This is a genomic window from Marinobacter confluentis (assembly GCF_004785685.1).
Taxonomy (GTDB): domain Bacteria; phylum Pseudomonadota; class Gammaproteobacteria; order Pseudomonadales; family Oleiphilaceae; genus Marinobacter; species Marinobacter confluentis.
This window is the reverse complement of record NZ_SRPF01000002.1, coordinates 886,457-912,002: the sequence shown is the minus strand read 5'-3', so window position 1 is coordinate 912,002 and position 25,546 is coordinate 886,457. Positions and strand designations below refer to the sequence as shown.

Below are 25,546 nucleotides of genomic sequence, written 5' to 3'. Positions count from 1 at the left end.
CCGGTCGCCCGTGCGCCTGTCAGGGCTCGCGGGATATAGACGACGCCGTCCCTGCGGGGGCGGCGTTTCTTTTTGTATATGGCAGCAAAGGTCATGGTTATGGATTTTGCCGGTAGAACCCTTGATATGACGCTGTGTCATGTTATGGGGGTGCTTAATGTAACCCCTGATTCTTTTTCCGACGGTGGCCGTTTCAACCATATTGATTCTGCCCTGGCCAGAGCCCGCCAGATGGTGAGCGACGGCGCCGCGTTTATTGATGTGGGCGGAGAGTCCACCCGGCCTGGTGCAACACCAGTGCCCCTGCAGGAAGAGCTGGACCGCGTCTGCCCGGTTGTGGAGGCTATCGCCCGTGAGCTGGATGTTATCGTGTCAGTGGATACCAGCGCACCGGAAGTGATGCGCGAGACCATGTCCCTGGGCGCCGGGCTGATTAACGATGTCAGGGCGTTGCAGCGGCCCGGTGCGCCTGAGGAAATGGCGAAAACCGGGGTGCCGGTGTGCATCATGCATATTCAGGGCGAGCCTGATCACATGCAGGATAACCCCAGCTATCGTAATGTCCGGCAGGAAGTTTCGACCTTTCTGGCCGAGCGCCTGCGGGTAATCGAAGCGGCAGGAGTGGGGTCGCACCGGATCATTCTCGATCCCGGCTTCGGATTTGGTAAAACCGTTGAGCACAATTTCCAGCTTCTGAATTCTCTGGAGCAGTTGCAGCAACTGGGCCACCCTCTTCTGGTGGGTATGTCGAGAAAGAGCATGCTGGGCCACATTACCGGGCGGGATGTTGGTGAACGCTTGTCCGCAAGCATTGCAGCCGCGACAATAGCAGCCATGAAAGGGGCATCTATCATTCGTGCCCATGATGTCAGAGAAACGGTGGATGCCGTAAAAGTGGTTGCGGCAATGGAGGGGGCCGGTTTATGAGCGACAAGAAATATTTTGGTACTGACGGCATTCGGGGCCGCGTGGGGCAGCATCCCATAACTCCGGAATTCATGCTGCACCTGGGTTGGGCGGCCGGTCAGGCGTTCAAGCGGTCCGGTCAGCGTAACAGTGTGCTGATTGGTAAGGACACCCGTCTTTCGGGGTACATGTTCGAGTCAGCGCTTGAATCCGGTCTGTCTGCCGCCGGCGTGGACGTAAAGCTGCTGGGCCCGATGCCAACACCGGCAATCGCGTATCTTACCCGCACCTTCAGGGCGTCTGCGGGCATTGTGATCAGTGCCTCGCATAACCCGCACCACGATAATGGCATCAAGTTCTTTTCCCACGAAGGCACCAAACTTGATGATGCCCTTGAGCTGGAAATTGAGCGCTGGCTGGACAAGTCGATTGAAGTCTGTGGCGCCAAGGAGCTTGGAAAAGCTTCCCGGGTTGACGACGCCCCGGGAAGATACGTGGAGTTCTGTAAAAGCACCGTGCCGAATTCATTTACTCTCGAGGGACTGCACCTGGTTCTGGACTGTGCCCATGGCGCCACCTACCACGTTGCTCCAAAAGTGTTCCGGGAGCTTGGTGCCCGAATCTCTCTGGTGGGCTCCGATCCTGACGGGCTGAACATCAATCTGGATGTGGGTTCCACCCATCTGGCTACCCTGAAAAAGGCCGTTGTTGAAAAAGGCGCCGACCTGGGCATCGCCTTTGACGGCGACGGCGACCGGGTTCTGATGGTTGACAGGGACGGCTCAGAGGTCGACGGCGATGAGCTGTTATTCATTATCGCGTCCCAGCGCCACGCAGCAGGCACCCTGGGCGGCGGCGTAGTGGGCACACTGATGACCAATCTCGGAGTGGAATTGGCGCTTAGAGAGCAGGGCATCGCCTTTGAGCGGGCAAAAGTGGGCGACCGTTACGTTATGGAGCAACTGGTCCAGCGTGGCTGGCTGGTTGGTGGTGAAGGATCCGGGCATATGGTCATCCGTGACTGCACCAGTACCGGCGACGGCATTGTTTCAGCGCTCCAGGTATTGCTGGCGCTGAGTCGCGCCGGGCAATCCCTGTCTGAGGTTCGTCGTGGCATGAGCAAGCTGCCCCAGAAAATGATCAACGTAAGGGTCGAGGCTCGTTTCGATCCCCTGCAGCGTGGCGATATACAGGGGGCAGTACGAAAAGCTGAAGACCGGCTGGGCAGCAACGGGCGGATTCTTCTGAGAGCGTCGGGCACAGAACCGCTGATTCGGGTGATGGCGGAAGGCCAGGATGAGGTCGAAATTACCCGGGTTGTAGAGGAACTTGCGGCTGTCGTAGAAAACTCTACGGCCTGAGGTGGGCGGTTGTCTGCATCTGGGGGCTCCTGTATAGTTCGGCCTCCCTTGGGTTCCACCTATGCTGGGCCATAACTGAGGTCGGTATGCGACGCAGAATCGTAGCTGGAAACTGGAAAATGAACGGGTCCCGGGCGCTGGTGCAGCAACTGTTGCCGCCGGTGAGTTCGGAGCTCGCATCGCTGGATAACGGCGTTGGGGTGGTTGTCATTCCTCCCGCACTTTACGTTGCCAGTGTGCTTGAAAAGGCCGGGGCCGGTCTTGAAGTGGGCGTTCAGAATATTGCCTGCCAGGATGCCGGCGCTTTCACCGGAGAGATTTCTGCATCGATGGCCAGTGACACTGGCTGTCGCTACGCGCTGGTAGGTCATTCAGAGCGGCGTCAGCTGTTCGGGGAAACTGACGACCAGATCGCAGCCAAGGTGAGTCAGGCGGTAAGCCATGGGCTAACGGCCATCCTCTGTGTTGGCGAGACGCTGGCGCAACGAGAGGCCGGCGCTGCAGAGCATGTGGTTGCAGGGCAGGTTCAGGCAGGGCTGGCGAAGGTGGCCGCCGGCCAATGGCAGAATATTGTGGTTGCCTACGAACCGGTATGGGCCATTGGCACCGGCAAAACCGCCACGGCGGGAGATGCCCAGGCCATGCATGCCGCTATTCGGCAGGAGCTGAAAAAGCTGGGTGCACCGGCCGATGAACTATCGCTACTTTACGGCGGCAGTGTAAAAGCGGATAATGCTGCCGCTCTGTTTGCACAGCCGGACATCGATGGTGGCCTTATTGGCGGTGCGTCATTGAAAGCAGACGAATTTCTGAGCATTTGCCGCGCTATGCCGGGCGAGTGCTGAAGCCTTAGAGAATTTGAGAATATTCGAGAGTCGTTATGGATTGGGTAGAAACACTGGTTGTCGTAGTACACGTGGTGATCGCCGTAGCGCTGGTGGGTCTTGTATTGATCCAGCAGGGCAAGGGCGCGGACGCTGGCGCGGCATTTGGTGGCGGTGCGTCCCAGACCGTCTTTGGCAGCCAGGGCAGCGGTAGTTTCCTGACTCGTGCCACTACGCTGCTGGCCATCGTATTTTTTGTCACAAGTTTTTCGCTCGCGGTCTTCGCGAAGCAGCGCGCAGAAGTTGCCGGCCAGGCCGGCATTCCTCAGGTCCAGCAGTCGTCTGCTGAATCCTCGCCTGCCGATGAAGAATCCGCAAATGAGAGCGAATCCGGGGCCGGGGACGATAATGCGCTCCCCGACCTCGAGTAAGGTTGTTGCCCAGGTGGTGAAACTGGTAGACACGCTATCTTGAGGGGGTAGTAGCGAAAGCTGTGCCGGTTCGAGTCCGGCCCTGGGCACCATTTTCAAAAACATTTTTAAGAGCGTTTTGAAGTAAGTTGTGGAGAGAGCGGCTTGGTTATTCCAGGCCGTTTTTCTTTGGTCAGTCCTTGACCAGTAAGGCCGTCATCTCTATACTCCGGCGGTTATTGGAGTGGGTCAGAAGTAGTGACTTCAAGCCCGTTTCTGACAGGCCAGGTGTCTGTCAGCAGAAGACTATTCAAGCGCATTGAGCGCGTCTTCTGCGAGTTCTTGCAACAAAGGGCCCCAGTTTTCAGGGGCTTTTTGATTAAGGGGCCTGGCGCATCAGGTCCTGGTGCATAAAAAGGGCTGATAAACAGCCCTTTTTTTGTTTTTGGGTTTTGAAATTTTGCAGCGGAGACGTCACAGCCTTGTCAGCAAAGTTGAAACAGCTGGAAGAAATACTCAGACCGGTGGTCGAAGGTCTCGGTTACGAGTTCTGGGGCATTGAATTTCGCTCCCAGGGACACCAATCGTTACTGAGACTGTTTATCGACGATGCCGAAAACGGCATCGGAATCGAAGACTGCGAGTCTGTCAGCCGTCAGGCCAGTGGTGTTATGGATGTTGAAGATCCGATCCGCACCGAATACACCCTGGAGGTGTCATCGCCGGGAATGGATCGTCCGCTGTTCCGTCTTGAGCAGTATGAAGCGTTTGTTGGTCACCAGGTTCAGCTCAGGTTGCGAATGGCCTTTGAAGGTCGGCGCAAGTTCCAGGGGCTGATCAAGGGTATTGAGGGCGATGAGGTTGTGGTTGTGGTGGACGACCACGAATATCTGCTGCCATTCGACAGCATTGAGAAAGCCAATATCGTTCCCGTTTTCGAATAGGTCACCGACGCAGTTCGAACAAGTCAGATTACGCAATGTTTAAATCAAGGGCAGGGCAAACCGATGAGTAAAGAGATTTTGCTGGTGGTTGAATCCGTCTCGAACGAGAAAGGAGTCGAGAAGGATGTCATCTTTGAAGCCATAGAGCTGGCGCTGGCCACCGCTGCCAAAAAACGCTACGACGATGAGGAAGCCGACATCCGCGTGTCGATTGATCGTCGTACCGGGGAATATGAAACTTTCCGCCGCTGGCTCGTTGTTGATAACGACGCAGTCCCGGCGTTGGGGACAGAGCTGACGCTCCAGGAAGCAGAGGAAATCGATACCAACCTGAAGCCCGGCGACATGCATGAGGAAAAGGTTGAATCCGTTGCCTTCGGCCGCATCGGTGCCCAGGCTGCGAAACAGATCATTTTCCAGAAAGTCCGTGAAGCCGAGCGGATGAAGATCGTCGACAGCTATCGCGACCGTGTTGGTGAGCTGGTCTCCGGTACCGTAAAGAAAGTGACACGGGACAACGTCATCGTGGATCTGGGCGCCAACGCCGAAGCGCTGCTGCCCCGTGAACAGCTGATTCCCCGCGAAACCTTTCGCATGGGTGACCGGGTTCGGTCGCTGCTACTGGAAATCCGCACCGATCACCGTGGCCCGCAGCTGATTCTGAGCCGCTCTGACTCGCAGATGCTGATCGAACTGTTCCGCATCGAAGTGCCGGAAATTGCCGAGGAACTGATTGAGATCCGCGGCGCTGCCCGTGACCCGGGCTCCCGCGCCAAGATTGCAGTGAAGACCAATGATCGTCGGATTGATCCGGTTGGCGCCTGTGTTGGCATGCGCGGTTCGCGTGTGCAGGCGGTTTCCAACGAGCTCGGCGGCGAGCGCGTGGACATCGTGCTCTGGGACGATAATCCCGCCCAGCTGGTTATCAACGCCATGGCGCCGGCGGAAGTCGCCTCCATTGTGATGGATGAAGACCGCCATACCATGGAAGTGGCAGTAGCCGAGGACAACCTGGCCCAGGCCATCGGCCGTAACGGCCAGAATGTGCGCCTGGCGACAGAGCTGACCGGCTGGACCCTTAACGTGATGACCGAAGAAGAGGCCGGTGAACGTCAGGAGCAGGAATACAACACCCTGCTTGAGCACTTTACGGCCAACCTTGACGTCGACGAAGAATTTGCCGGCGTATTGATTGAGGAAGGTTTCACATCCATTGAGGAAGTTGCGTACATTCCCATGGAAGAGATGCTTGCAATCGACGGATTTGATGAAGAAACGGTGACCGAGCTGCGCCGCCGCGCCAAGGATGCCCTGCTGAACCAGGCCCTGGCCAGCGAAGAGGCCCTTGACGGTGCCGAGCCGGCGGAAGATCTGCTGGCAATGGACGGAATGGACCGTGGCCTGGCATTCAAACTCGCCGGTATGGGCATTCGCACCATGGAAGATCTCGCTGAGCAGTCAGTTGATGATCTGATGGACATTGAAGGTATGGAAGAAGAACGCGCTGGACAGCTGATTATGACCGCGCGCGCACCCTGGTTTGAAGACCAGGCCTAATCGGGAGGAGGACCAGTATGGCTGATGTAACGGTAAAACAACTGGCCGCAGATATAGACGCTCCCGTGGATCGTTTGCTGCGACAGATCGTGGAGGCTGGCCTGAAAGCCCGCTCCGAAACAGACTCTGTCACAAGTGATGAAAAGCAACAGTTGCTGACTTATCTGAGAAAGAACCACGGAGACAGTGAGGCTGAGCCGAAAAAAATCACCCTCAAGCGTAAAACGACCACGACGCTGAAGGCCGGCCGCACCAAAACGGTCAATGTTGAGGTCCGTAAGCGGCGCACCTACGTCAAACGCGCCGAAATCGAACCGGAAGCTGCCAAGCCGGAAGAAGCGCCGGTTGCACCAGAGCAGGAAGCGCCAGTGACTGCCGAAGCTGCACCTGTGGAAGAGGCACCGAAGCAGGACACAGCGGCACCGGAAGCGCCGGTTGCCGAAGACAAGGCGACAGAAGAAGACAAGCCGGAAGAAAAATCTGCGAAGAAGGCCGCTGAGCCGGAGCCATCTCTGATTCCGGCACCTGAAGATATGCCGATTCCGCCACCTGAAGAGGGCGAAGGCAAAGATCGTAAAGCGAAGAAGAAGAAAGAAAAAGAGAAAGCCCGCAGCCGTGGCGACGAGCCTGAAGAAGGCAAGCCCAAGAAGAAGTCTGCGGGACATCGCGGCCCACGTAACCGTCCGGTGGAAGAGCCTCTCGTCATCAACGAGGACGAGGAAGACACCACCCTGCGCAAGCCGCTTCGTGCCAAAAAGAAACCCAAAGAAAAGCGTCATGCTTTCGAGAGGCCGACAAAGCCAATGGTAAGAGAAGTTGATATTCCCGAAACGATCACAGTTGGTGATCTCGCCCAGCGGATGGCCGTCAAGTCAGCAGACGTCATCAAGAAACTGATGGGCATGGGAGTTATGGCAACCATCAACCAGCCTCTTGATCAGGAAACGGCGGTTCTGGTGACTGAAGAGCTCGGCCACAAAGCCAACACCGTCAGTGACGATGCGTTCGAAGAAGAAGTGCTCCACGAGTTCACCTTCGAGGGCAAGGAAAAGGCCAAGCGTGCTCCGGTGGTCAGTGTGATGGGCCACGTCGACCATGGTAAGACGTCGCTGCTGGACTACATTCGCCGTACCAAGGTTGCGTCCGGCGAATCCGGTGGTATTACCCAGCACATTGGCGCCTATCACGTTGAAACCGATCACGGCATGGTGTCGTTCCTCGACACCCCGGGCCACGCGGCCTTTACCGCGATGCGCGCCCGTGGTGCCCAGTGTACCGACATCGTGATCCTGGTAGTGGCCGCCGATGACGGCGTTATGCCGCAGACCAAGGAAGCGGTCGAGCATGCCCGGTCCGCCGGTGTGCCGATTGTTGTTGCCATCAACAAGATGGACAAGGAAGGCGCTGACCCTGAGAAAATCAAGGGCGAGCTGGCCGGTATGGAAGTCATTCCGGAAGAGTACGGCGGTGATGTCCAGTTCATTCCCGTTTCCGCTCACACCGGTGAGGGCATTGATAACCTGATTGAGGCACTGCTGCTTCAGGCCGAAATTCTCGAACTGGAAGCCTCCCCGGACGCCCCGGCCAAGGGTGTAGTGGTTGAATCCAGCCTGGAACGCGGGCGCGGCTCGGTTGCGACCGTTCTGGTTCAGAACGGTACCCTGCGCCAGGGTGAGATGGTTGTCGCCGGTTCTTTCTTCGGTAAGATCCGTGCCATGACTGACGAAGCGGGCAAGCAGGTCAAATCCGCTGGTCCTTCAATTCCGGTGGAAATCCTTGGCCTCAACGGTACGCCGAATGCTGGCGATGAGTTCTTTGCCGTAGCTGACGAGAAAAAAGCCAAGGAACTGGCCGAATTCCGCCAGACCCGTGAGCGCGAACAGCGTCTGCACAGGCAGCAGGCTGCCAAGCTGGAGAACCTGTTCGAGAATATGGGCAAGGACGAGGTCAAGACCCTCAACGTGGTCCTCAAGACCGACGTTCGCGGTTCCCTGGAAGCCATTACCAAGTCGCTGCAGGATCTGGGCAACGACGAAGTTCAGGTGAAGATTGTCTCCTCTGGTGTTGGCGGCATTGCCGAAACAGACATCAGCCTGGCGATGGCAACCAACGCCGTCATCTTCGGCTTCAACGTGCGTGCGGACACCGCGTCCAAGCGGCTTGTCGAGCAGGAAGGTCTGGATCTGCGCTACTACAGCATCATCTACAACCTGCTGGATGACGTGAAAGCCGCGCTGACCGGCATGCTTGCGCCGGAATTCCGCGAGGACATCGTGGGCATCGCCGACGTGCGCGATGTGTTCCGTTCGCCGAAGTTTGGCCAGGTAGCCGGCTGCATGGTGACCGAGGGCAGTGTGCACCGTAACAAGCCCATCCGTGTGCTGCGGGACAACGTGGTTATCTTTGAAGGCGAGCTGGAATCCCTGCGCCGCTTCAAGGACGACGTGCCCGAAGTTCGCAACGGTATGGAATGTGGTATCGGCGTTAAAGGCTATGACGTGAAGGTCGGTGACCAGATCGAAGTGTTCGACCGGGTAAGGGTTGAGCGCAAGCTGGAATCCACCGGAGCCTGAGGCTCCCGCAGTCAAGAGAAGCATAATGCCAAGAGAGTTCAGCCGAATTGATCGCATCGGCGATCAGATGCAACGGGAACTGGCCCAGCTCATCCAGCGGGAAGTCAAAGACCCGCGGGTGGGCATGGTCACAGTCAATGCCGTCAAGGTAAGCCGTGATCTGGGCTATGCCGACGTTTACGTGTCGCTGCTGACCACAGAAGAACTGACCGAAGACTCACCGCAGGTGCAGGATTCGCTGTCGGTTCTGAACAAGGCCGCCGGTTTCCTTAAAGGACAGGTAGGTCGTGCCATGAAGCTGCGGGTAACGCCCCAGCTTCGGTTCCATTTTGATGCGCTGCTGAGTCACAGCCGGCGCATGGATAATCTGATCCGTGAAGCGGTGGGCGACAAGCCTGCGGTTTCCAGTGATGAAGGTGGTTCTGAAGAAACGGACAAGCCGGAGAAAGACGTTTGAGTCGACGCCGGAAAGGACGGGACGTTAACGGTATCCTGGTGATCGACAAGCCCATGGATATTACCTCCAACGGTATCCTTCAGCAGGTCAAGCGCCTGTTTGGTGCGGCCAAGGCAGGCCATACCGGCGCTCTTGACCCGCTGGCGACCGGCGTTCTGCCCTTGTGTTTTGGTGAAGCCACCAAGTTCTCCCAGATGATGCTGGACAGCGACAAGGCCTATATCGCGACAGCCAAGCTGGGTGTGCGCACGGAAACCGGGGACAGTGAAGGCGCAGTCGTTGAGGAAAAGCCGGTCCCGGCTGAGCTGACGTCCGACATTCTTGAACCTGTTCTGGACCGCTTCCGCGGCGACATCCAGCAGGTGCCCTCGATGTACTCTGCCCTCAAGCATCAGGGTCGTCCGCTCTACGAATACGCACGTGAAGGCATTGAGGTGGAACGTCCGGCCCGCCCTGTCACCATCTACGAACTGACCCTGATCGAACTGCGCGACGACGAAATGGATATCGCGGTCAGCTGCACCAAGGGTACTTACATTCGTTCACTGGTAGAGGATATTGGCGAGGCCCTGGGCTGCGGCGCTCATGTGACGGCATTGCGCCGGACCATGGCATCGGGGTTCACGCTTGCGGATGCCTGCCAGGTGCCAACCCTTGAGCAGATGCGAGAACAGGGCGAAAGTCTGGATGGCTTGCTGGTGGCACCGGACGCGGCTCTGTCGATGTTCCCGGAGCAGCAGCTGGAGGGCCAGGCGCTGGTGTCGATATTGAACGGACAACCAGTTAGAATACCCGGTCAGTCCGAGGAAGGCTTTATCCGCCTGTACGGTGATAGAGGCTTTATCGGGCTGGCAGAAAAATTCCCGGAAGGTGGGGGCACCAAACTGGTGCCCCGTCGACTGGTGAAGAGCGGCTGACAGCCCCCGAGGGGTGCGGTCACCGATTAGCCGGGCTGTAGAGATGCGCGGTTCGGCTGGATTTTCATAGCATCGCAAAACTGAGGTGAGTTATGGCACTTTCTGCCAATGAGAAAGCAGAGATCGTAAAGGACTTTCAGCAAGCTGATGGCGATACAGGTTCCCCTGAAGTTCAGGTTGCCCTGCTGAGCCACAACATCAACAAGCTGCAGGATCATTTCAAGGCCAACAAGCAGGATCACCATTCCCGCCGCGGTCTGATCCGGATGGTAAACCAGCGCCGTAAGCTGCTGGACTACCTGAAGCGCAAAAACGCCGATCGTTACCTGGAGCTGATCCAGCGTCTTGGTCTGCGTCGTTGATCTGATTGTTCAGAACGGACCGGCGGGGTGTAAAACCCTCGCCGGTTGTGTTTTTCCTCCGAACATTGTTTGCGTTTGAATTCTGAAGCAACTGCCTGTCATGACTGGAAGCTGAAATTGATAGCAGGTTGTTGAAAGGCCCGGATGGCGGAATAGAAAGCAGCCAACGCCCCGGGGTTTTGCAACAGCCTGTTAGCTTTCAGACAGGTTGCTTTCTGATTCATCCGCACAACAAAACAGACAGTCCGCATGGGCGGCTGCTCTGAGTCTATTGAACAGATGAAATCGAGATAAATCAGGAGCAATTGTGGATCTGAAGCCCGTTAAAAAATCATTCGAACTCGGCGGCAAGACCGTCACCATCGAAACCGGCCGCATCGCGCGTCAGGCGACTGGCTCCGTGCTGGTAACCGTCGATGATATTTCGGTACTGGGTACCGTGGTCGCGGCGAAAGAAGCCAAGCCCGGCCAGCCGTTCTTCCCGCTGACCGTCAACTACTTCGAAAAAACTTACGCTGTGGGCAAAATCCCCGGTGGTTTTTTCAAGCGTGAAGGCCGTCCGTCCGAGAAAGAAACCCTGACGTCGCGCCTGATCGACCGCCCGATTCGTCCGCTGTTCCCGAAAGGGTTCATGAACGAGACCCAGGTGATCACGACGGTCATGTCTTCCAGCAAGAATCAGGATCCGGACATCGCGGCCATGCTGGCAGCCTCTGCCGCACTGGCCATTTCCGGTATTCCGTTTGACGGCCCGATCGGTGCAGCACGGGTTGCCTACACTAGCGAGCGTGGCTACTTCCTGAACCCAACGTTTGAAGAACTGGAAACCTCCCTGCTGGACATGGTGGTTGCCGGTACTGACGACGCGGTGCTGATGGTTGAGTCCGAGGCTAAAGGTCTGACCGAAGACCAGATGCTGGGCGCGGTACTCTACGGCCACGAAGAAATGCAGTCGGCCATTACCGCCATCAAGGAATTTGCTGCTGAAATCGGCAAGCCCCGCTGGGAATGGCAGCCAGAAGCCGAGAACACCGAGCTTCTGAACGCGGTAAACGCTGAAGCGGCGACGGCGATCGAAGAAGCCTACAGCATCCGTGACAAGATGGAGCGTTATGCCCGTCTTAGCGAGATCAAGAACGCGTTGGTCGAGAAACTGGCCGGTGAAGAGGAAGGCCAGCCGTCAGAAGACGACGTCAAGAAGTACTTCGGCAAGGTCGAGAAGACCATTGTTCGTAAGCAGGTTATCGACGGCAAGCCCCGCATCGACGGCCGTGACAACAAGACCGTTCGCCCGATCGAAGTTGAAGTTGGCGTTCTGCCCAGCACTCACGGCTCGGCCCTGTTCACCCGTGGTGAAACCCAGGCCATCGTGACCACCACGCTGGGCACCGCCCGCGACATGCAGATCATCGATGCCCTGGAAGGCGAGCGTAAAGATCCCTTCCTGTTCCACTACAACTTCCCTCCGTACTCGGTTGGTGAAGCTGGCCGTGTGGGTACGCCGGGTCGTCGTGAAGTCGGCCATGGTCGTCTGGCGAAGCGTGGTGTGGCAGCGGTTATGCCGACCATGGAAGAATTTCCGTATACCATTCGTGCGGTGTCCGAGATTACTGAATCCAACGGTTCCAGCTCCATGGCGTCGGTCTGTGGTTCTTCCCTGGCGCTGATGGATGCGGGTGTTCCGATCAAGGCACCGGTGGCCGGTATTGCCATGGGTCTGGTCAAGGAAGGCGACAAGTTCGCGGTTCTGACCGACATCCTGGGTGACGAGGATCACCTCGGCGATATGGACTTCAAGGTGGCCGGTACCTCTGAGGGCATCACCGCGCTGCAGATGGATATCAAGATCCAGGGTATCACTGACGAGATCATGGAAATTGCGCTTGAGCAGGCTAATGCAGCGCGTCTGCATATCCTGGGCGAGATGGCGAAAGTAATCTCTGCGCCGCGCAAGGAACTTTCCAGCCGCGCGCCGAGCATCACCACCATCAAGATCAACCCGGAGAAGATCCGTGACGTTATCGGTAAGGGCGGTTCTACCATCCGCTCTATCTGTGACGAGACCGGCGCTTCCATCGATCTGGATGACGACGGCAATGTGAAGATCTACGCGGACAACCAGGATGCAGCCAATGCGGCGATGAAGCGGGTGATGGAAATCACTGCGGAAATCGAGGTTGGTGCTATTTACAGCGGCCGTGTTGAGCGCATCGTGGACTTCGGTGCCTTTGTTAACATCCTGCCTGGCAAAGATGGTCTGGTGCACATTTCCCAGATCTCCGAGCGTCGCATTGAGAACGTGACTGACGAGCTGAGCGAAGGTCAGGAAGTTCTGGTGAAGGTACTGGACGTGGACAACCGTGGCCGCGTGAAGCTGTCCATGAAGGAAGTGAAGGAAGGCGAGCAGCCGACGGATCTCTCCGCTCTGTAATTTTGCCTCCCGTAGGTCGGATTAGGCAAAGCCGTAATCCGACAAAAAAGCCCGCCACTCATCAGAGTCCGGCGGGTTTTTTCATTTTCAGGCCTGCTGGTTTCGGAGTTCTCGCACGCCGGGCAAGGCTGTTCAGGAAACGCCACAAGCACGTCCCTGTGGGCTCGGGCTCCGCCATCCATGGCTCCGCACGTTCCTGAACAGCCTTGCCCGGCGCGCTCTCCGGAACTGGTTCGCGCCTACTGTCTCATGAAATCCAGCACTTCTTGCTTGTACCCCGGAATCACAAACGTCGACGCATGCCCGGTATCCGTCTGTAAAAACTGCTTGGGTTCTTTCGCCGCGTCGTATAAACGCTGCCCGTGGTGAAACGGAATAATCCCGTCCCGAACACTGTGAATCACCATCACCGGCACTGGGCTGATATCGCCAATCTGGTCAGTAGCCTCGTATTCGTCTGTAATGGTCCAGCTCAGGGGAATCTGTAACGGCCAGGTGAGCCAGAAGTCGCCGAGTTTTTCCCGGGCGATGGAACGGAAGCCGTCGAAGGTGCCGTCGACGATGACGCCGTCCAGGGGTGGTTGTTCGCCGCGTTTGACCCATTCGCTGGCCAGGGCAATGCCCAGGGCGCCGCCGAGGCTTTGGCCGAGGAGGAACAGGGGCTGGTTCTGGGCGTCCGGGTGTTCTGTCAGCCATCTCAGGCCGGCTTCTGAGTCATGCAGGGTGCCTTCTATGTCCGGTGCGCCGGTGGAGCGCCCGTATCCCCGGTAGTCGATCAAAAAGACGTTGTAGCGCTCCTCAGGCAGCCAGGCGACGTTCATTACGTGGCTGCTGATGTTCTGGGCGTTGCCGTGGAGGAAGTAGACGGTGCCTTTGGGGTCGGATTGGGCGGGTAGCCACCAGCCGTGGAGGGTTTCGCCGTCCGTAGTTTCGATGAAGACGTTTTCGTATTCAAGGTTCAGGCGGTCCGGGGTCACATAGGTGACCTGGTCGGGGTAGAAAAAGACGCTGCTGCAGCCGGTCAGGAACATGAGTGTCAGCGCTGCGGCCAGGCCGGTCAGTGCTTTCCGGGTGTTTAAAAGTACGCGTGGAGTCCGAGTTGCCATTCGCTGCGGTACCTGTCGTAGTGGTCTTCACGGCTGAATTTTCCGAACAGGCTGAAGTCTCGCCCGATGTGCCAGTTGGCTTCCAGGTAGGCCTGGTCCTGGCGGTGCTGGCTGCTGACGATCCAGGCTTTGGTTTTCACGCCCCCTAGCAGGCTGAAGCGGTTGTTCTGGTGGAGGATGCCCAGGTCGGCGCCGGGGGCAGCGTCGTAGCCGCGGCGGAGGTCGTCGTCAATTTCCAGGTCGGCGGTGCCCAGGGCGAAAGCCTGGGTACCGGTGGCCAGTTGCCAGCTGAATCCAGCGCCGCCTTCCAGGTAGGGCGTAAACACCCGCCTGGTTTCGGTATCGGTACGGCGGCCGCCGAAGCCGACCTGCCAGGACAGGGGCGAGAAGAACTGGTTGCGCGGTGACAGGGAGCGGATTTCCACGCCGGTCAGTTGTTCGATCTGCAGTTCGTCATTATCCGTGTACAAACGCGCATCCAGGCGCAGGAACTGAAGCTGGGCCCCGCCACGGTAGCCGGCGGGCGGGTCCAGAATGTCGTGGTAGGCCGGGCGCAGAGTCAGTTCGGTGAAGTTGCGCTCGCCCAGGCGTCCGCCGCTGAGGCTGGCGCGAAAGGTGTCGTGGCCCTGGTCGTCGCGGATTTCGGGCTCTTGCGGGCCTTCCTGGGCGTCCACCCCGCGAATCCGGCTGCGTTCCCGCAGCAGGTCATGAGACAGGGGGGCGGCGTGTTCCCTTGGCCAGCCGTCGGCTTCGCTCTGATAGCGTACATAGTCGTAGGTGGTGTCCAGCACCCGGGCTCGCTCTTCATCATTCAAGGTTTTTACTTCGGGAGCGTCAGCGTCCACGTAGCCGTTGGCAATGGCGGCCGCCAGGGTCTGGTGATCATCCGGCAGCGATTCGATGGAATGATTGACTTTGGTTGCAGCGGAAGGGCGGTAGGTCACGTCTGCCACCAGGTTTCTATCCACTACCCATCGAACGGTATCCGAGGGAATGGCGTGGGTGCTGACTTCGCTCAGCAGGTCGGTGCCGGGGCGGGCCACGTCAATCAGGGCCAGCAGCCGGTAGGCGCAGTTTTCATCAAAGAAGTAATAGTCGAAATTGCGGTCCCGGATTTCCCAGGTGTGGGCCAGCATCATGTCGACCTCCGGCTGGGTCAGGTTCAGCTGGTACTCCCACAGGTCCCGATGCTCAATGTCTGAATAGAGGCGGATTTTTTCATAGTAGGGCTGTATGGAGGTAATGCCCGGATAGCCGCCAAAAATGCCTTTGTAGGCAAACAGGATTTCGCTGTCGTGGGCGGCCGCGTCTGCCGCGTAAGAAATGGTGTTCGCCAGGATCAGGTTGGTTTCATCGTCTTCACGGGGCGGGTCCAGCCGCAGGAAGGTGTGGCCAAACATGGAAGACGGGCTGTTCAGGTAGGAAGCGGCAAACACCAGGGTCACGGTTTCGGTGTTCAGTTCCTCCATCCACTGATCATAGGCCGGGCAGTCTGCCGGTTGTTGGGGCAGATCCAGTTGTTGGCGCAGCCACTGGTCCCGTGCGGGGAAACGGCAGCGGGCATGATCATCGCCACCGCCCGGCTGGGTAATGGCTTCGAGGGTGGCTTTCAGTTCTGCCTCCGGTGAGGTCTTGCCCCGGGGGCTGAGGAAAAAGTCGTCATCATCTGCCTGCCCGGTGTAACCACTGCTGAAGCGGTCAGGTTGGTAGTGCACCAGGGTCAGCCAGGCAGGATGTTGATGAAGGTCGCCGGTATCTGGAAGCGGCGTGGCGAAAGCATGAAGTGACGATGCCAGCCAGGATAGGGCCAGCGCATACTGAAGCTTGGTGCGCATGAATGGTCAATCAGTTCCGGGTTAGGCGAAGGGTGGGTGCGCCGTCCCTGGCGCGTTGTAGTCCTTCAGTGCTGATCAGGCTGCTACGTATTTGCTCAGGGTCTGATCGCCTTCCAGCAGAGCTACGATGGCATCAACCGCCTCACCAGATGTGGTGTCGGACGACGGGAAGATGGTCGCAAAGTTGTCCTGCAGAACCTTGCGGAAAGAATCACGGTCCGCTTCGTCTACGCCCAGCAGTACAGCCAGGGTATCCAGGTTCTCACCGGTGCCACGGGACATGTCGCGGGCAACCTTGTCTATGTTGCTGTCCATGTACATGGCCATGGATTGCACAGACGCGTTGGTCTGGCAACCGAGGGTGCCGGTGGTCATACCGAAGGTCTGGTTGCCAAAGGTTCCGTTAGTAGTTGCAGCCAGAACGTGCGGGGCAATACCGGACTGTCCTTTCCAGATCATTGCGCCAACACCACATCCGGGCTGAGCAAAAGCCAGGGTAGAGGCTCCCATGAGCAGTGCGCCTGCGATGATTTTCTTCATTATTAACTCCTTGTTTAATTTTAGCTGTCGTCGCTAACGGCCCTGACTGATTTCCAGTAAAGACAGATTGGCCGTTGATTCTGAGTATAGTTGAAATGCTGAAAAGGCAAGGCCGATGGTTGCTCAACCGCCCAGATAGGCGTTCTGCACGTCCGGATTCTCCAGCAGGTTCTTGCCGGTGTCGTGCAGGCGAATGCGTCCTGTTTCCAGCACATAGCCCCGGTCCGCAAGGTTCAGCGCCTGATGGGCGTTCTGTTCCACCAGAAACACGGTAATGCCTTCCTCACGAAGCTGACCTATGATCTCGAAGATCTGTTTGATCACCAGCGGCGCCAGCCCCAGGGACGGCTCGTCCAGGATGATCATGTTCGGCCTGCTCATCAGTGCCCGACCGATGGCCAGCATCTGCTGCTCGCCGCCGGACATGGTGCCTGCGCGCTGGTGCTCCCGCTCTTTGAGGCGCGGGAACAGTTCGTAGACATGTTCCTGGCTTTTGCGGATTTCTGCCTTGGTATTGAAGAACCCTCCCATGTGCAGGTTCTCTTCAACGGTCAGACCGGAAAAAACCCGCCGGCCTTCCGGCACTATGGCGATGCCCGAGCGCATGATATTGGAGGTCAGGTCATTGGTAATGTCCTTGCCCTGAAGTATCACGCGGCCTGAAGAGGCCCGGGGGTTGCCGCACACGGTCATCAGCAGGGTGGTCTTGCCGGCGCCGTTGGCACCGATCAGCGATACGATCTCGCCTTTGTTGACCTGAACGGAGACGCCGTGAAGCGCCTCAATCTTGCCGTAATGGGTATGGACGTCTTCTAGTACAAGCATGATAGTTCCTCAGGCCTCACCCAGATAGGCTTTGATAACGTCGTCATTGCGACGGATTTCGTCCGGCGTGCCACTGGCAAGCGGCCGGCCCTGGTTGATGACGTTGATCCGGTCCGATATGTCCATAACCAGGCTCATGTCGTGCTCAATCAGAACAACGGACACGTTGTAGTCTTCCTTGAGGCTGATGATCAGCTGGTTCAGCTCCTTGGTCTCGGCCGGGTTCAGACCGGCTGCGGGCTCGTCCAGCATCAGCAGCTTGGGCTCGGTGACCATGCAGCGGGCAATTTCCAGCCTCCGCTGCTGGCCGTAGGCCAGGTTGCCGGCTTCACGGTTGGCCATGTCGGTCAGCCCGACCCTGTCAAGCCAATAGGCAGCGCGGTCCAGGGATTTACGCTCTTTCTCCCGATAGTTCGGGGTATTCAGAATACCGGAGAGCAGGTTGGTGTTGAGGTGGCGATGCTGCGCTACCAGCAGGTTTTCCACCACCGTCATCTTGCTGAACAGGCGCACGTGCTGGAAGGTACGCACCAGGCCAAGCCGGGAAATCTTGTAGTCCGGTTTGCCCTGGATTTCCTGGCCTTCAAACACAATCTTGCCGCCGGTGGGCTTGTAGAAGCCACTCATGCAGTTGAAAACCGTGGTCTTACCTGCGCCGTTGGGGCCGATGATGGCCACAATTTCGTGTTCCTTTACGTCCAGCGAGACCTGGTCAACCGCCAGGAGCCCGCCGAAGCGCATCGACAGATCTTTAACTTCAAGCATTATCCGTCACCCCTGTGGTTTGAGTTCAATGTGAATGCGTCGCATGGGTAGCAGACCCTGGGGCCGCCACACCATCATCAGTACCATGGCGGCACCGAAGATCAGCATCCGGTATTCAGAGAACTCCCGGGCAAGCTCCGGCAGGATAGTCACGGCAATGGCCGCGAGGATAACGCCCATCTGGGAGCCCATGCCGCCCAGCACCACAATCGCCAGAATGATGGCCGATTCCAGGAAGACAAATGATTCCGGGCTGATAAAGCCCTGCTTGGAGGCAAACACGGTACCGGCGAAACCGGCAAAGAAAGCGCCAATGGTAAAGGCAGATAGCTTCACCGCAGTGCGACTCAGCCCCAGGGATTTAGCGGCAATCTCGTCTTCCCGCAGTGCTTCCCAGGCGCGGCCAACCGGCATGCGCATCAGGCGACGGATAACCAGAGCCGTGATCACCGCCAGCACCAGGGCAATCAGGTACAGGAAGATCACCTTGTGCTCGCCGGCGTAGGCAATGCCGAAGGTTTCGTGAAAGGAGGTGTTGCCCTCTTCCTTCACTCGACGACCAAATTCCATTCCGAACAGGGTGGGGTCGGGAATACCGCCGATGCCGTTCGGGCCACCGGTGAGATTGGTCATATTGTTCAGCAGGATGCGGATAATCTCGCCAAAGCCAAGAGTCACAATGGCCAGGTAATCCCCCCGTAACCGCAACACCGGAAAGCCCAGCACCAGCCCGAACAGGGCGGCCAGAAGGGCACCAATGGGCAGGGCAAACCAGAAGGATATGCCGAAATACTGGGACAGCAGGGCAAAGCTGTAGGCACCAACTGCGTAGAAAGCGACGTAACCCAGGTCCAGCAGGCCCGCAAGCCCGACGACCACGTTAAGGCCCAGTGCCAGCATGATGTAGATCAGAACCAGCGTGGCCAGATCCACAGCGCCCCTTGACGCGATGAATGGCCAGAACAAAGCGCCAATCAGCATCAGGGTGAGCAGAACGGATTCTACTTTCAGTCGCTTCCTCTGGGGCATCGGCGGCCGGTTTGCCATGGGGTTAAGAGCCGGGAGTTTACCCAGACCACCCATGATGGTGTCGCGGAAAAGCTGAAACAGGAAAACCACAACCGCAGCCGCAAAAACCCCAACCAGGGTAAAGGTGTCTGCGCCCTCGAGCTGGACTGAAATGCCTTCACTGACCAGGTTAAAGCCCAGAATCGGATAGGAGATAATCAGTGTTACAACGGCGCTGAACAGCGCATGTTTGAAGTTTTGAGCAGCCATCAGATCTTCTCAACCTCCGGTTTGCCAAGCAGGCCGGTGGGTTTGAACAGCAGGATCAGTATCAGCAGGCTGAACGACACGACGTCTTTGTATTCGCCACTGAGATAGCCCGAGGTCATGCTTTCCGCAACGCCAAGAATCAGGCCGCCCAGCATCGCACCGGGAATGCTGCCGATGCCACCGAGAACGGCTGCGGTAAAGGCCTTGAGGCCGGCAATGAAGCCAAACAGCGGGTCGATGGAGCCGTAGTACATGCCCAGCAGAAGACCGGCGACTGCCGCCAGCGCGGCGCCGATCACGAAGGTAGCGGAGATAATGCGGTTGGTATCAATGCCCAGCAGGTTCGCCATGCCCAGATCCTGCGATACCGCGCGGCAGGCACGGCCAATTCTGGATCGGGAGATAAACAGTGACAACACGGTCATACAGACCAGCGTGACCGCAAAAATCATGATCTGCATGTAGGAGATTGAGGTCTGGAACGAGTCTTCCGGGCCAAAGCGGAAACCGCCTTCAACCAGCGCGGGAAAGCCGATGTTGCTGGAGCCCTGTGCCAGGTGAACGTAATTCTGCAGAAAAATGGACATACCGATGGCGGAAATCAGCGGAATCAGGCGATGCTTGCCCCGAACCGGCCGGTAGGCGACCCGTTCAACCGCCCAGCCCATGGAGCTGGACACAATCATGGCGCAGATCAGCGCGACGATCAGGATCAGAGGCAGCCAGACAATGCCAAGGGCAGTCAGGCCGGTGATGGTGATCAATGCCGTGTAGGCACCAATCATGTAGATCTCACCATGGGCAAAGTTGATCATGCCGATGATGCCGTAAACCATCGTGTAACCGATGGCTATCAGCGCGTAGGTGCTGCCAATCGTCAGCCCGTTAATGAGCTGCTGAATAAAATAAAGGAGATCTTGCATGGATTTGGGACTCCGCTAGCCTGCCTCCTCCCCTACAAACAGACACCTCCCGGGTCGCGGGAGGTGCTGGATACAGGCTCAACAGAAGCTTAGAAAAACACCTTCTCCCGGATCGCGGTGAGAAGGTGCTCTCATAATTACCGTTTTTTAACGATTTTGGCTTAGTTTACCGGAGTTTTACTTCCATCTGAATGCCATTCGTACACAACAAACTCGAATGACTCCATATCACCGGCCTGGTTGTACTCAACGGTGCCGATTGGCGTCTGGAAAGTACCTGCGCGCAGGGCCTCGGCCACATCAAACGGATCCTTTGAACCCGCTTCTTCGATGCCTTCAGCAACCAGTTGAACCGCTGCGTAGGAGGTCAGGACGAATGGGCCGGATGGGTCTTCGCCTTTGTCTTCAAAAGCCTGGACCAGGTCCTGGTTTTCTTCTTTCTGATCAAAGCTCGGCGGCAGCGTAACCAGCAGGCCTTCAGCTGCATCGCCGGCAATGGAGTTGATGTCCTTGTTACCAACGCCTTCCGGGCCCATGAAGGTCGCGTCCAGACCAGCCTGGTCAGCTTGGCGCAGAATCAGGCCCAGTTCAGGGTGGTAGCCGCCGTAGTAGACGTAATCAACGTCTGCCTGCTTGAGCTTGGTTACCAGTGACGAGAAGTCTTTGTCGCCGGCAGTGATGCCCTCGAACATGGCTACTTCAACGCCTGCGTCAGTCAGGGTGTCGCGCACGGCAGTTGCGATGCCTTCACCGTACTGCTGCTTGTCGTGAATGATGGCAACGCGCTCGGGGTTCAGGCTGGCAAGGTGGTTGGCCGCAACCGGCCCCTGCATGCTGTCCAGACCGATGGTGCGGAATACCAGTTCGTAGCCGCGCTCAGTGATTTCCGGACTGGTGGACGCCGGGGTTATCATCAGAATGCCTTCGTCTTCGTAGATGTCAGACGCTGGCTGGGTAGAGCTGGAGCACAGATGGCCAATCACGAAGCGAACGCCTTCGTTGACCATGCTGTTGGCAACGGTCACGGCCTGCTTGGGGTCGCAGACGTCATCGTATTCAACCGCGACCAGTTCTTCGCCCATGACGCCGCCGTTGGCGTTGATCTGCTCAATGGCCATACGGGCGCCAGAGAACTGCATATCGCCGTACTGGGCGACCGGGCCGGTCATCGGGCCGGCGATGCCAATGCGAATTTCAGCGGCGGCCTGGCCGGCTGCCATCAGCGCGGTGGTGGCGCCAACAGCGGTAACGATTTTTTTAATGGAAGTTTTCATTCGTTATATCCTGTTAGGTGTCAGGGTTTCTTATGTTTCCAACGGGTTAAACAAACACCACCACTGATTCCTTGTCAAGATTCGTGGCTGTCTTCGTCATCCTGGTGAACCAGCTTCCGGAAGCTTTCATGCTCATGAAGCTCGGAGAAACTGGGGTCCACTGAAGCATCGTCCCTGTACGCCTCGGAGATTGTAACGGCTTTGTGCAATGTATTTACAGCATCCTCCCAACGGCCGATTTCGGCGTAGGCGCAGGCCAGTTGATAAAGCGCGTGGCCATTTTCCGGCGCCAGCTTCAGGGCGCGCTGGCAAAGGCTGATGGCCCAGAGCGGCTCCTGCATTTCCAGCACCGCGTCTGCCTTGTAGCTCAGCGCCTCGACGTCGTCCGGGCGCAAATCAAGAATGGCGTCATAAGCCGAAATCTTGTTCTGCTGCGACGTTTCCTGGCTTGCCTGCAACCAGAGTGAGTGCAGCTTGTTAGTGCGCTCAATGTCTTTCTGGTTCTGCTGGATGATATCCGATTTCTGCCGCAACTGGTCTTCAATAAATTCCAGCCGGTTTTCGTATTCCACCACAAGCTCATTTACGCGCTTTTCCGCAAGCGTGGTCAACTGGTTCCGCATATCGCGAATGGAATTCCAGCCGATCAGCACCAGAATCGAGGTTGCGCCGGCAATCAGGTAGAAGAAGTAGGTGACCGTGTCCGTCGCGTAGGACATGGTCTTGTCGGCAACGGACAGCTCCTTGTCCACCACCTTTTCGATCAGCTCGGCGCGGGTGTTCATCATTTCCTTGCGCAGGGCCTTGCTCTCTTCAAGCAGATACAGCTCGATGAACGGGGTATACATTGGCTTTTCCAGATGGTCCAGCTGGGCACGTACGTCTTCCGCGTCTATATCTTCCGGCGGTTGCGCCTGGGCCAGAACGGCATGAGGCTGAAACATCGCGATCAGCACCAGAGCCAGTGCTGTTTTAAAGGTTCTCATGGGGCAGTTTTCCCGTTGCTGTGACTCAAAACGGTGCAGACCTTATCATAGTGCGTTAACAAAAAGGCTGGTTGCATTCGCCACGGCAAAGACCTCTAATACTTAGTGGTATAAAGAATCTGGTTTCTGGAACCCGGGAGTGAAGATTTGAACAACTACGAAGGTGTACTTGTGGCGCTTCGCCGTGTCATTCGGGCAACGGACCTGCACTCGAAAAGGCTCAGTAAGCATGCGGGGCTGACCGGGCCGCAGTTGCTGATTATGCGCAGTATCCGGGATCTGGGAGAGGTGACCATCGGCACCATTGCCGACAAGGTCAGCCTGAGCCAGGCCACGGTCACCACGATCCTGGACCGGCTGGAGCATCGCAAACTGGTTTACCGGGTTCGCAGTACCCAGGACAAGCGCAAGGTGCACGCCCATCTCACCGAGGAGGGCGCCGATATTCTTGCCCGCGCGCCCCAGCCGCTGCAGGAGGATTTCATCAAGAAGTTCCAGAGCCTGGCGGAGTGGGAGCAGACCATGATCCTGGCGTCGCTACAAAGAGTGGCCAATATGATGGACGCCGACGATATTGATGCGTCGCCGGTTCTGGATGTCGGGCCGGTGCTTCGGGAGGACGGCTGGAAGGCGAAAGCCTGAGGTCCATCAATGCACAGACGCCCCTTTCCGCGGCTTGTCCGCAAAACACACCTGAAACACATCGCTGTACTGCTTCGCGAAGTTCACGGTAATGCCTTCTTTCAGGTAACCCGGCAGTTCTTCGTAATCGCCCCGGTTACCCTCCGGCAATATCAGATTGCTGATCTTCTGGCGTCTGGCCGCAATGACTTTCTCGCGAATGCCGCCAACCGGAAAAACCTGCCCGGTTAACGTCAGCTCACCGGTCATGGCAATATTCTGCTGGGGCGCTTCACCCCGGGCGATCGATAGCAATGCTGTCGCCATGGTGACGCCGGCACTGGGGCCGTCTTTGGGTGTGGCACCCTCGGGCACATGCAGGTGCACGAAGGATTTGTCGAAAAACGTCGGATCGCCCTTGAACCGTTTGAGGTTCGAGGACACATAACTGTGGGCGATCTCGGCGGACTCTTTCATCACATCGCCCAATTGCCCGGTCAGTTTGAACCCCCGCTGGCTGCTGTGCACCCTTGACGCCTCGATGCTAAGCGTGGCTCCGCCCATGGCGGTCCAGGCCAGGCCGGTGACCACGCCTATGCCTTTCATGGATTTTTCCTTGCGGAAGGCGGGCTGGCCCAGCAATTCGGTCAGGTCAGAGACGCCGACTTTGACCGGCTGGTCCGGGTTTTCCAGCAGTCGCACAATGCCCTTGCGGATGACCTTATGCAGCAGTTTTTCCAGGCTGCGCACGCCAGCTTCCCGTGCATAGCCTTCGATGATCTGGCGGATGGCCGCATCGGTGATGTTCATCTGCTTTTTCAGCAGCCCGGCCCGCTTCAGCAGCTTGGGCAGCAGGTAGTGTTTGGCGATCGCCACTTTCTCTTCGGCGATGTAGCCGGACAGGCGAATCACATCCATGCGGTCCAGCAGGGGCCGCGGGATGGTGTCCAGCTGGTTGGCGGTGCAGATAAACAGCACCTTGGACAGGTCCATCCGCACATCCAGATAATGGTCCAGGAATTCCCGGTTCTGTTCTGGATCCAGGGTTTCCAGCAGCGCTGAGGCCGGGTCACCCTGGAAAGAGGCGCCAATCTTGTCGATCTCGTCCAGCATGATCACCGGGTTTGAAACCTTGGCGTCTTTCAGGGCCTGAACGAATTTGCCAGGCATGGCGCCGATGTAGGTGCGGCGGTGGCCTTTTATCTCGGCTTCATCGCGCATGCCGCCCACGCTGAACCGGTAGAATTCCCGACCAAGGGCGTCCGCCACCGAATGGCCGATGGACGTCTTGCCAACGCCTGGCGGGCCCACCAGCAGCAGGATGGAACCGCTGACTTCACCCTTGAAAGTGCCTTCGGCGAGGAATTCCACGATGCGGTCTTTGACATCGTCCAGGCCGTCATGGTCCCGGTCCAGAATCTTGCGGGCGGCGGCCAGGTCGAAGTGGTCCTCGGAACTGATACCCCAGGGTACCTGGGTCAGCCAGTCCAGATAGTTGCGGGTAACGCCGTACTCCGGCGAGCCCTGCTCCAGCACCTGCAGCTTCTGCAGCTCGTCGTCGAAACGCTCTTTTACCTCTTTGGGCGGATGGAGTTTTTCCATGCGGTCGCTGAAGCGTTCCGCGTCTGCGGTCTTGTCATCCTTGGCCATGCCCAGCTCGCGCTGGATGACTTTCAATTGCTCCTTCAGGAAAAACTCCCGCTGGTGCTTCTGTACCTTGTCGTTCACTTCCTCGCTGATTTCAGCCTGCAGGCGGGCGACTTCCTGCTCTTTTGCCATCAGCAGAAGCACTTTTTCCATGCGGCGCAGCAGGGGAACGGTGTTCAACACTTCCTGCAGTTCCGGGCCCTTGGCACTGGTCATGGAGGCGCCAAAGTCTGCCAGCGGTGAGCTGTCTTCCGGGCCGAAGCGGGACAGGTACTGTTTTACCTCTTCGCCATAGAGCGGGTTGGTTCGCAGCAGTTCCTTTATGGCGCTGATAATGGCCAGGGTGTAAGCCTTCAGCTCATCTTTCGGTTCCTCCGGCTCCTGAGGGTATTCCACTTCCACCAGGTAGGGCGGCTTGCGACGCAGCCACTGGGTAATGCGGAAACGCTGAAGGCCCTGGGCGATGAACTGCACCTTGCCGTTATCTTCCTGGGCGTGATGTATGCGCACGGCGCAGCCGATGGTTTCCAGTTCTTCACTACCGGGAATGGCCTGTTCCGGGTCGCTGTCTTCCACAAAGCAGATGCCCAGCACCCGATGGTCGGTTTCGCCGACCCGCTTCAGGGTTTCCTGCCAGGGGTTCTGGTTTACAACAATGGGCTGAACCTGCGCCGGGAAGAACGGGCGGTTGGACACCGGTAACACATACATACGCCGCGGCATCTGCTGTTTGGGCAGAACCAGGCTCTTGCTGTTCTCGTCTTTGCCGATGTACTCGGTAATGTCTTCGTCGAGGGATTCGAAAGAATCGTTTCGGCTGTCGTCGTTCATCGAGTGCTGGCATCCTGTAAGTTCAGACTGAAAAATGGTGCGGTCCACTGGCTATTTAGCGGCGTTCCCGCGTTTTTCAAGGTGTGTCAAACCGTCTTGTGGGCTGTACGATAACGACTTGAATTCCGTTCATTTGCCCCAAAGTCCTGAGGCAAATCAGCGTTATTCATCCG

General features: G+C 57.6%; 22 protein-coding genes and 1 tRNA gene. 13 read left to right on the top strand and 10 right to left on the bottom strand.

All coding sequences use genetic code 11. The features are described 5' to 3' along the window. The first annotated feature begins 93 nt into the window (after nt 1-93). The 12 genes from folP (at nt 94) to pnp (ending at nt 12,742) form a co-directional block, all read left to right on the top strand. Nucleotides 94-927, top strand: coding sequence for a dihydropteroate synthase (gene folP, locus E5Q11_RS09810; RefSeq protein ID WP_135803396.1), 834 nt, complete (start codon nt 94-96; stop codon nt 925-927). After that, entirely contained in the window at nt 924-2,267 is a 1,344-nt protein-coding gene (gene glmM / locus E5Q11_RS09805; RefSeq protein WP_135803208.1) for a phosphoglucosamine mutase, read from the top strand. Before folP ends, glmM begins: the two co-directional genes overlap by 4 nt. Nucleotides 2,268-2,353: 86 nt before the next feature. Then, the gene (tpiA, locus tag E5Q11_RS09800; RefSeq protein WP_135803207.1) at nt 2,354-3,112 is read left to right on the top strand and encodes a triose-phosphate isomerase; all 759 of its coding nucleotides are present in this window, start codon (nt 2,354-2,356) and stop codon (nt 3,110-3,112) included. 35 nt (nt 3,113-3,147) lie between these two features. Further along, entirely contained in the window at nt 3,148-3,522 is a 375-nt protein-coding gene (gene secG, locus E5Q11_RS09795; protein WP_135803206.1) for a preprotein translocase subunit SecG, read from the top strand. Nucleotides 3,523-3,529: 7 nt separating this feature from the next. Then, a tRNA-Leu gene (locus E5Q11_RS09790) sits at nt 3,530-3,614 on the top strand. A 369-nt stretch (nt 3,615-3,983) separates the two neighbouring features. Further along, nucleotides 3,984-4,445: a ribosome maturation factor RimP gene (rimP, locus tag E5Q11_RS09785; protein WP_135803205.1), complete on the top strand. Its 462-nt coding sequence runs from the start codon at nt 3,984-3,986 to the stop codon at nt 4,443-4,445. A gap of 63 nt (nt 4,446-4,508) precedes the next feature. Continuing rightward, nucleotides 4,509-6,002 (top strand): transcription termination factor NusA, encoded by a 1,494-nt coding sequence (nusA, locus tag E5Q11_RS09780; protein WP_135803204.1) that lies wholly within the window; start codon nt 4,509-4,511, stop codon nt 6,000-6,002. A gap of 17 nt (nt 6,003-6,019) precedes the next feature. Further along, a complete protein-coding gene (gene infB, locus E5Q11_RS09775) occupies nt 6,020-8,575 on the top strand; it encodes a translation initiation factor IF-2 (RefSeq protein WP_135803203.1) in 2,556 nt (851 codons plus the stop codon). A gap of 25 nt (nt 8,576-8,600) precedes the next feature. After that, nucleotides 8,601-9,032, top strand: coding sequence for a 30S ribosome-binding factor RbfA (gene rbfA, locus E5Q11_RS09770; protein ID WP_135803202.1), 432 nt, complete (start codon nt 8,601-8,603; stop codon nt 9,030-9,032). Then, nucleotides 9,029-9,949, top strand: a complete 921-nt coding sequence (truB, locus tag E5Q11_RS09765) for a tRNA pseudouridine(55) synthase TruB (RefSeq protein ID WP_135803201.1) — start codon at nt 9,029-9,031, stop codon at nt 9,947-9,949. Before rbfA ends, truB begins: the two co-directional genes overlap by 4 nt. A gap of 92 nt (nt 9,950-10,041) precedes the next feature. Further along, the gene (rpsO, locus tag E5Q11_RS09760) at nt 10,042-10,311 is read left to right on the top strand and encodes a 30S ribosomal protein S15 (protein WP_135803200.1); all 270 of its coding nucleotides are present in this window, start codon (nt 10,042-10,044) and stop codon (nt 10,309-10,311) included. A gap of 313 nt (nt 10,312-10,624) precedes the next feature. After that, nucleotides 10,625-12,742: a polyribonucleotide nucleotidyltransferase gene (pnp, locus tag E5Q11_RS09755; RefSeq protein WP_191964440.1), complete on the top strand. Its 2,118-nt coding sequence runs from the start codon at nt 10,625-10,627 to the stop codon at nt 12,740-12,742. A 239-nt stretch (nt 12,743-12,981) separates the two neighbouring features. On the opposite strand, the gene E5Q11_RS09750 is transcribed toward pnp, so the two are convergent. The 9 genes from E5Q11_RS09750 to E5Q11_RS09710 all read right to left on the bottom strand — a co-directional run bounded on the left by E5Q11_RS09750 (nt 12,982) and on the right by E5Q11_RS09710 (nt 22,274). Next, nucleotides 12,982-13,848 (bottom strand): alpha/beta hydrolase, encoded by an 867-nt coding sequence (locus E5Q11_RS09750; RefSeq protein ID WP_135803198.1) that lies wholly within the window; start codon nt 13,846-13,848, stop codon nt 12,982-12,984. After that, the gene (locus E5Q11_RS09745; RefSeq protein WP_135803197.1) at nt 13,818-15,683 is read right to left on the bottom strand and encodes an Lnb N-terminal periplasmic domain-containing protein; all 1,866 of its coding nucleotides are present in this window, start codon (nt 15,681-15,683) and stop codon (nt 13,818-13,820) included. Before E5Q11_RS09745 ends, E5Q11_RS09750 begins: the two co-directional genes overlap by 31 nt. A gap of 75 nt (nt 15,684-15,758) precedes the next feature. After that, nucleotides 15,759-16,223, bottom strand: coding sequence for a DUF3015 domain-containing protein (locus E5Q11_RS09740; protein ID WP_135803196.1), 465 nt, complete (start codon nt 16,221-16,223; stop codon nt 15,759-15,761). A gap of 123 nt (nt 16,224-16,346) precedes the next feature. Continuing rightward, nucleotides 16,347-17,048, bottom strand: coding sequence for an ABC transporter ATP-binding protein (locus tag E5Q11_RS09735; protein ID WP_135803195.1), 702 nt, complete (start codon nt 17,046-17,048; stop codon nt 16,347-16,349). Nucleotides 17,049-17,057: 9 nt separating this feature from the next. Further along, nucleotides 17,058-17,813, bottom strand: coding sequence for a high-affinity branched-chain amino acid ABC transporter ATP-binding protein LivG (gene livG / locus E5Q11_RS09730; RefSeq protein ID WP_135803194.1), 756 nt, complete (start codon nt 17,811-17,813; stop codon nt 17,058-17,060). A gap of 6 nt (nt 17,814-17,819) precedes the next feature. Beyond that, on the bottom strand, nt 17,820-19,091 hold the full coding sequence (locus E5Q11_RS09725) for a high-affinity branched-chain amino acid ABC transporter permease LivM (protein WP_135803193.1): 1,272 nt from the start codon (nt 19,089-19,091) through the stop codon (nt 17,820-17,822). Next, a complete protein-coding gene (livH, locus tag E5Q11_RS09720) occupies nt 19,091-20,014 on the bottom strand; it encodes a high-affinity branched-chain amino acid ABC transporter permease LivH (protein ID WP_135803192.1) in 924 nt (307 codons plus the stop codon). Before livH ends, E5Q11_RS09725 begins: the two co-directional genes overlap by 1 nt. Nucleotides 20,015-20,175: 161 nt before the next feature. Further along, nucleotides 20,176-21,288 carry a branched-chain amino acid ABC transporter substrate-binding protein gene (locus E5Q11_RS09715; protein WP_135803191.1) on the bottom strand — a complete coding sequence of 371 codons (1,113 nt, stop codon included), beginning with the start codon at nt 21,286-21,288 and terminating at the stop codon, nt 20,176-20,178. A 74-nt stretch (nt 21,289-21,362) separates the two neighbouring features. Next, nucleotides 21,363-22,274, bottom strand: a complete 912-nt coding sequence (locus E5Q11_RS09710; RefSeq protein ID WP_168215638.1) for a tetratricopeptide repeat protein — start codon at nt 22,272-22,274, stop codon at nt 21,363-21,365. 147 nt (nt 22,275-22,421) lie between these two features. On the opposite strand from E5Q11_RS09710, the gene E5Q11_RS09705 reads away from it, so the two are divergent. Then, nucleotides 22,422-22,916, top strand: a complete 495-nt coding sequence (locus E5Q11_RS09705; protein WP_135803190.1) for a MarR family winged helix-turn-helix transcriptional regulator — start codon at nt 22,422-22,424, stop codon at nt 22,914-22,916. 6 nt (nt 22,917-22,922) lie between these two features. On the opposite strand, the gene lon is transcribed toward E5Q11_RS09705, so the two are convergent. Beyond that, entirely contained in the window at nt 22,923-25,373 is a 2,451-nt protein-coding gene (gene lon / locus E5Q11_RS09700; RefSeq protein WP_135803189.1) for an endopeptidase La, read from the bottom strand. Nucleotides 25,374-25,546 lie beyond the last annotated feature (173 nt).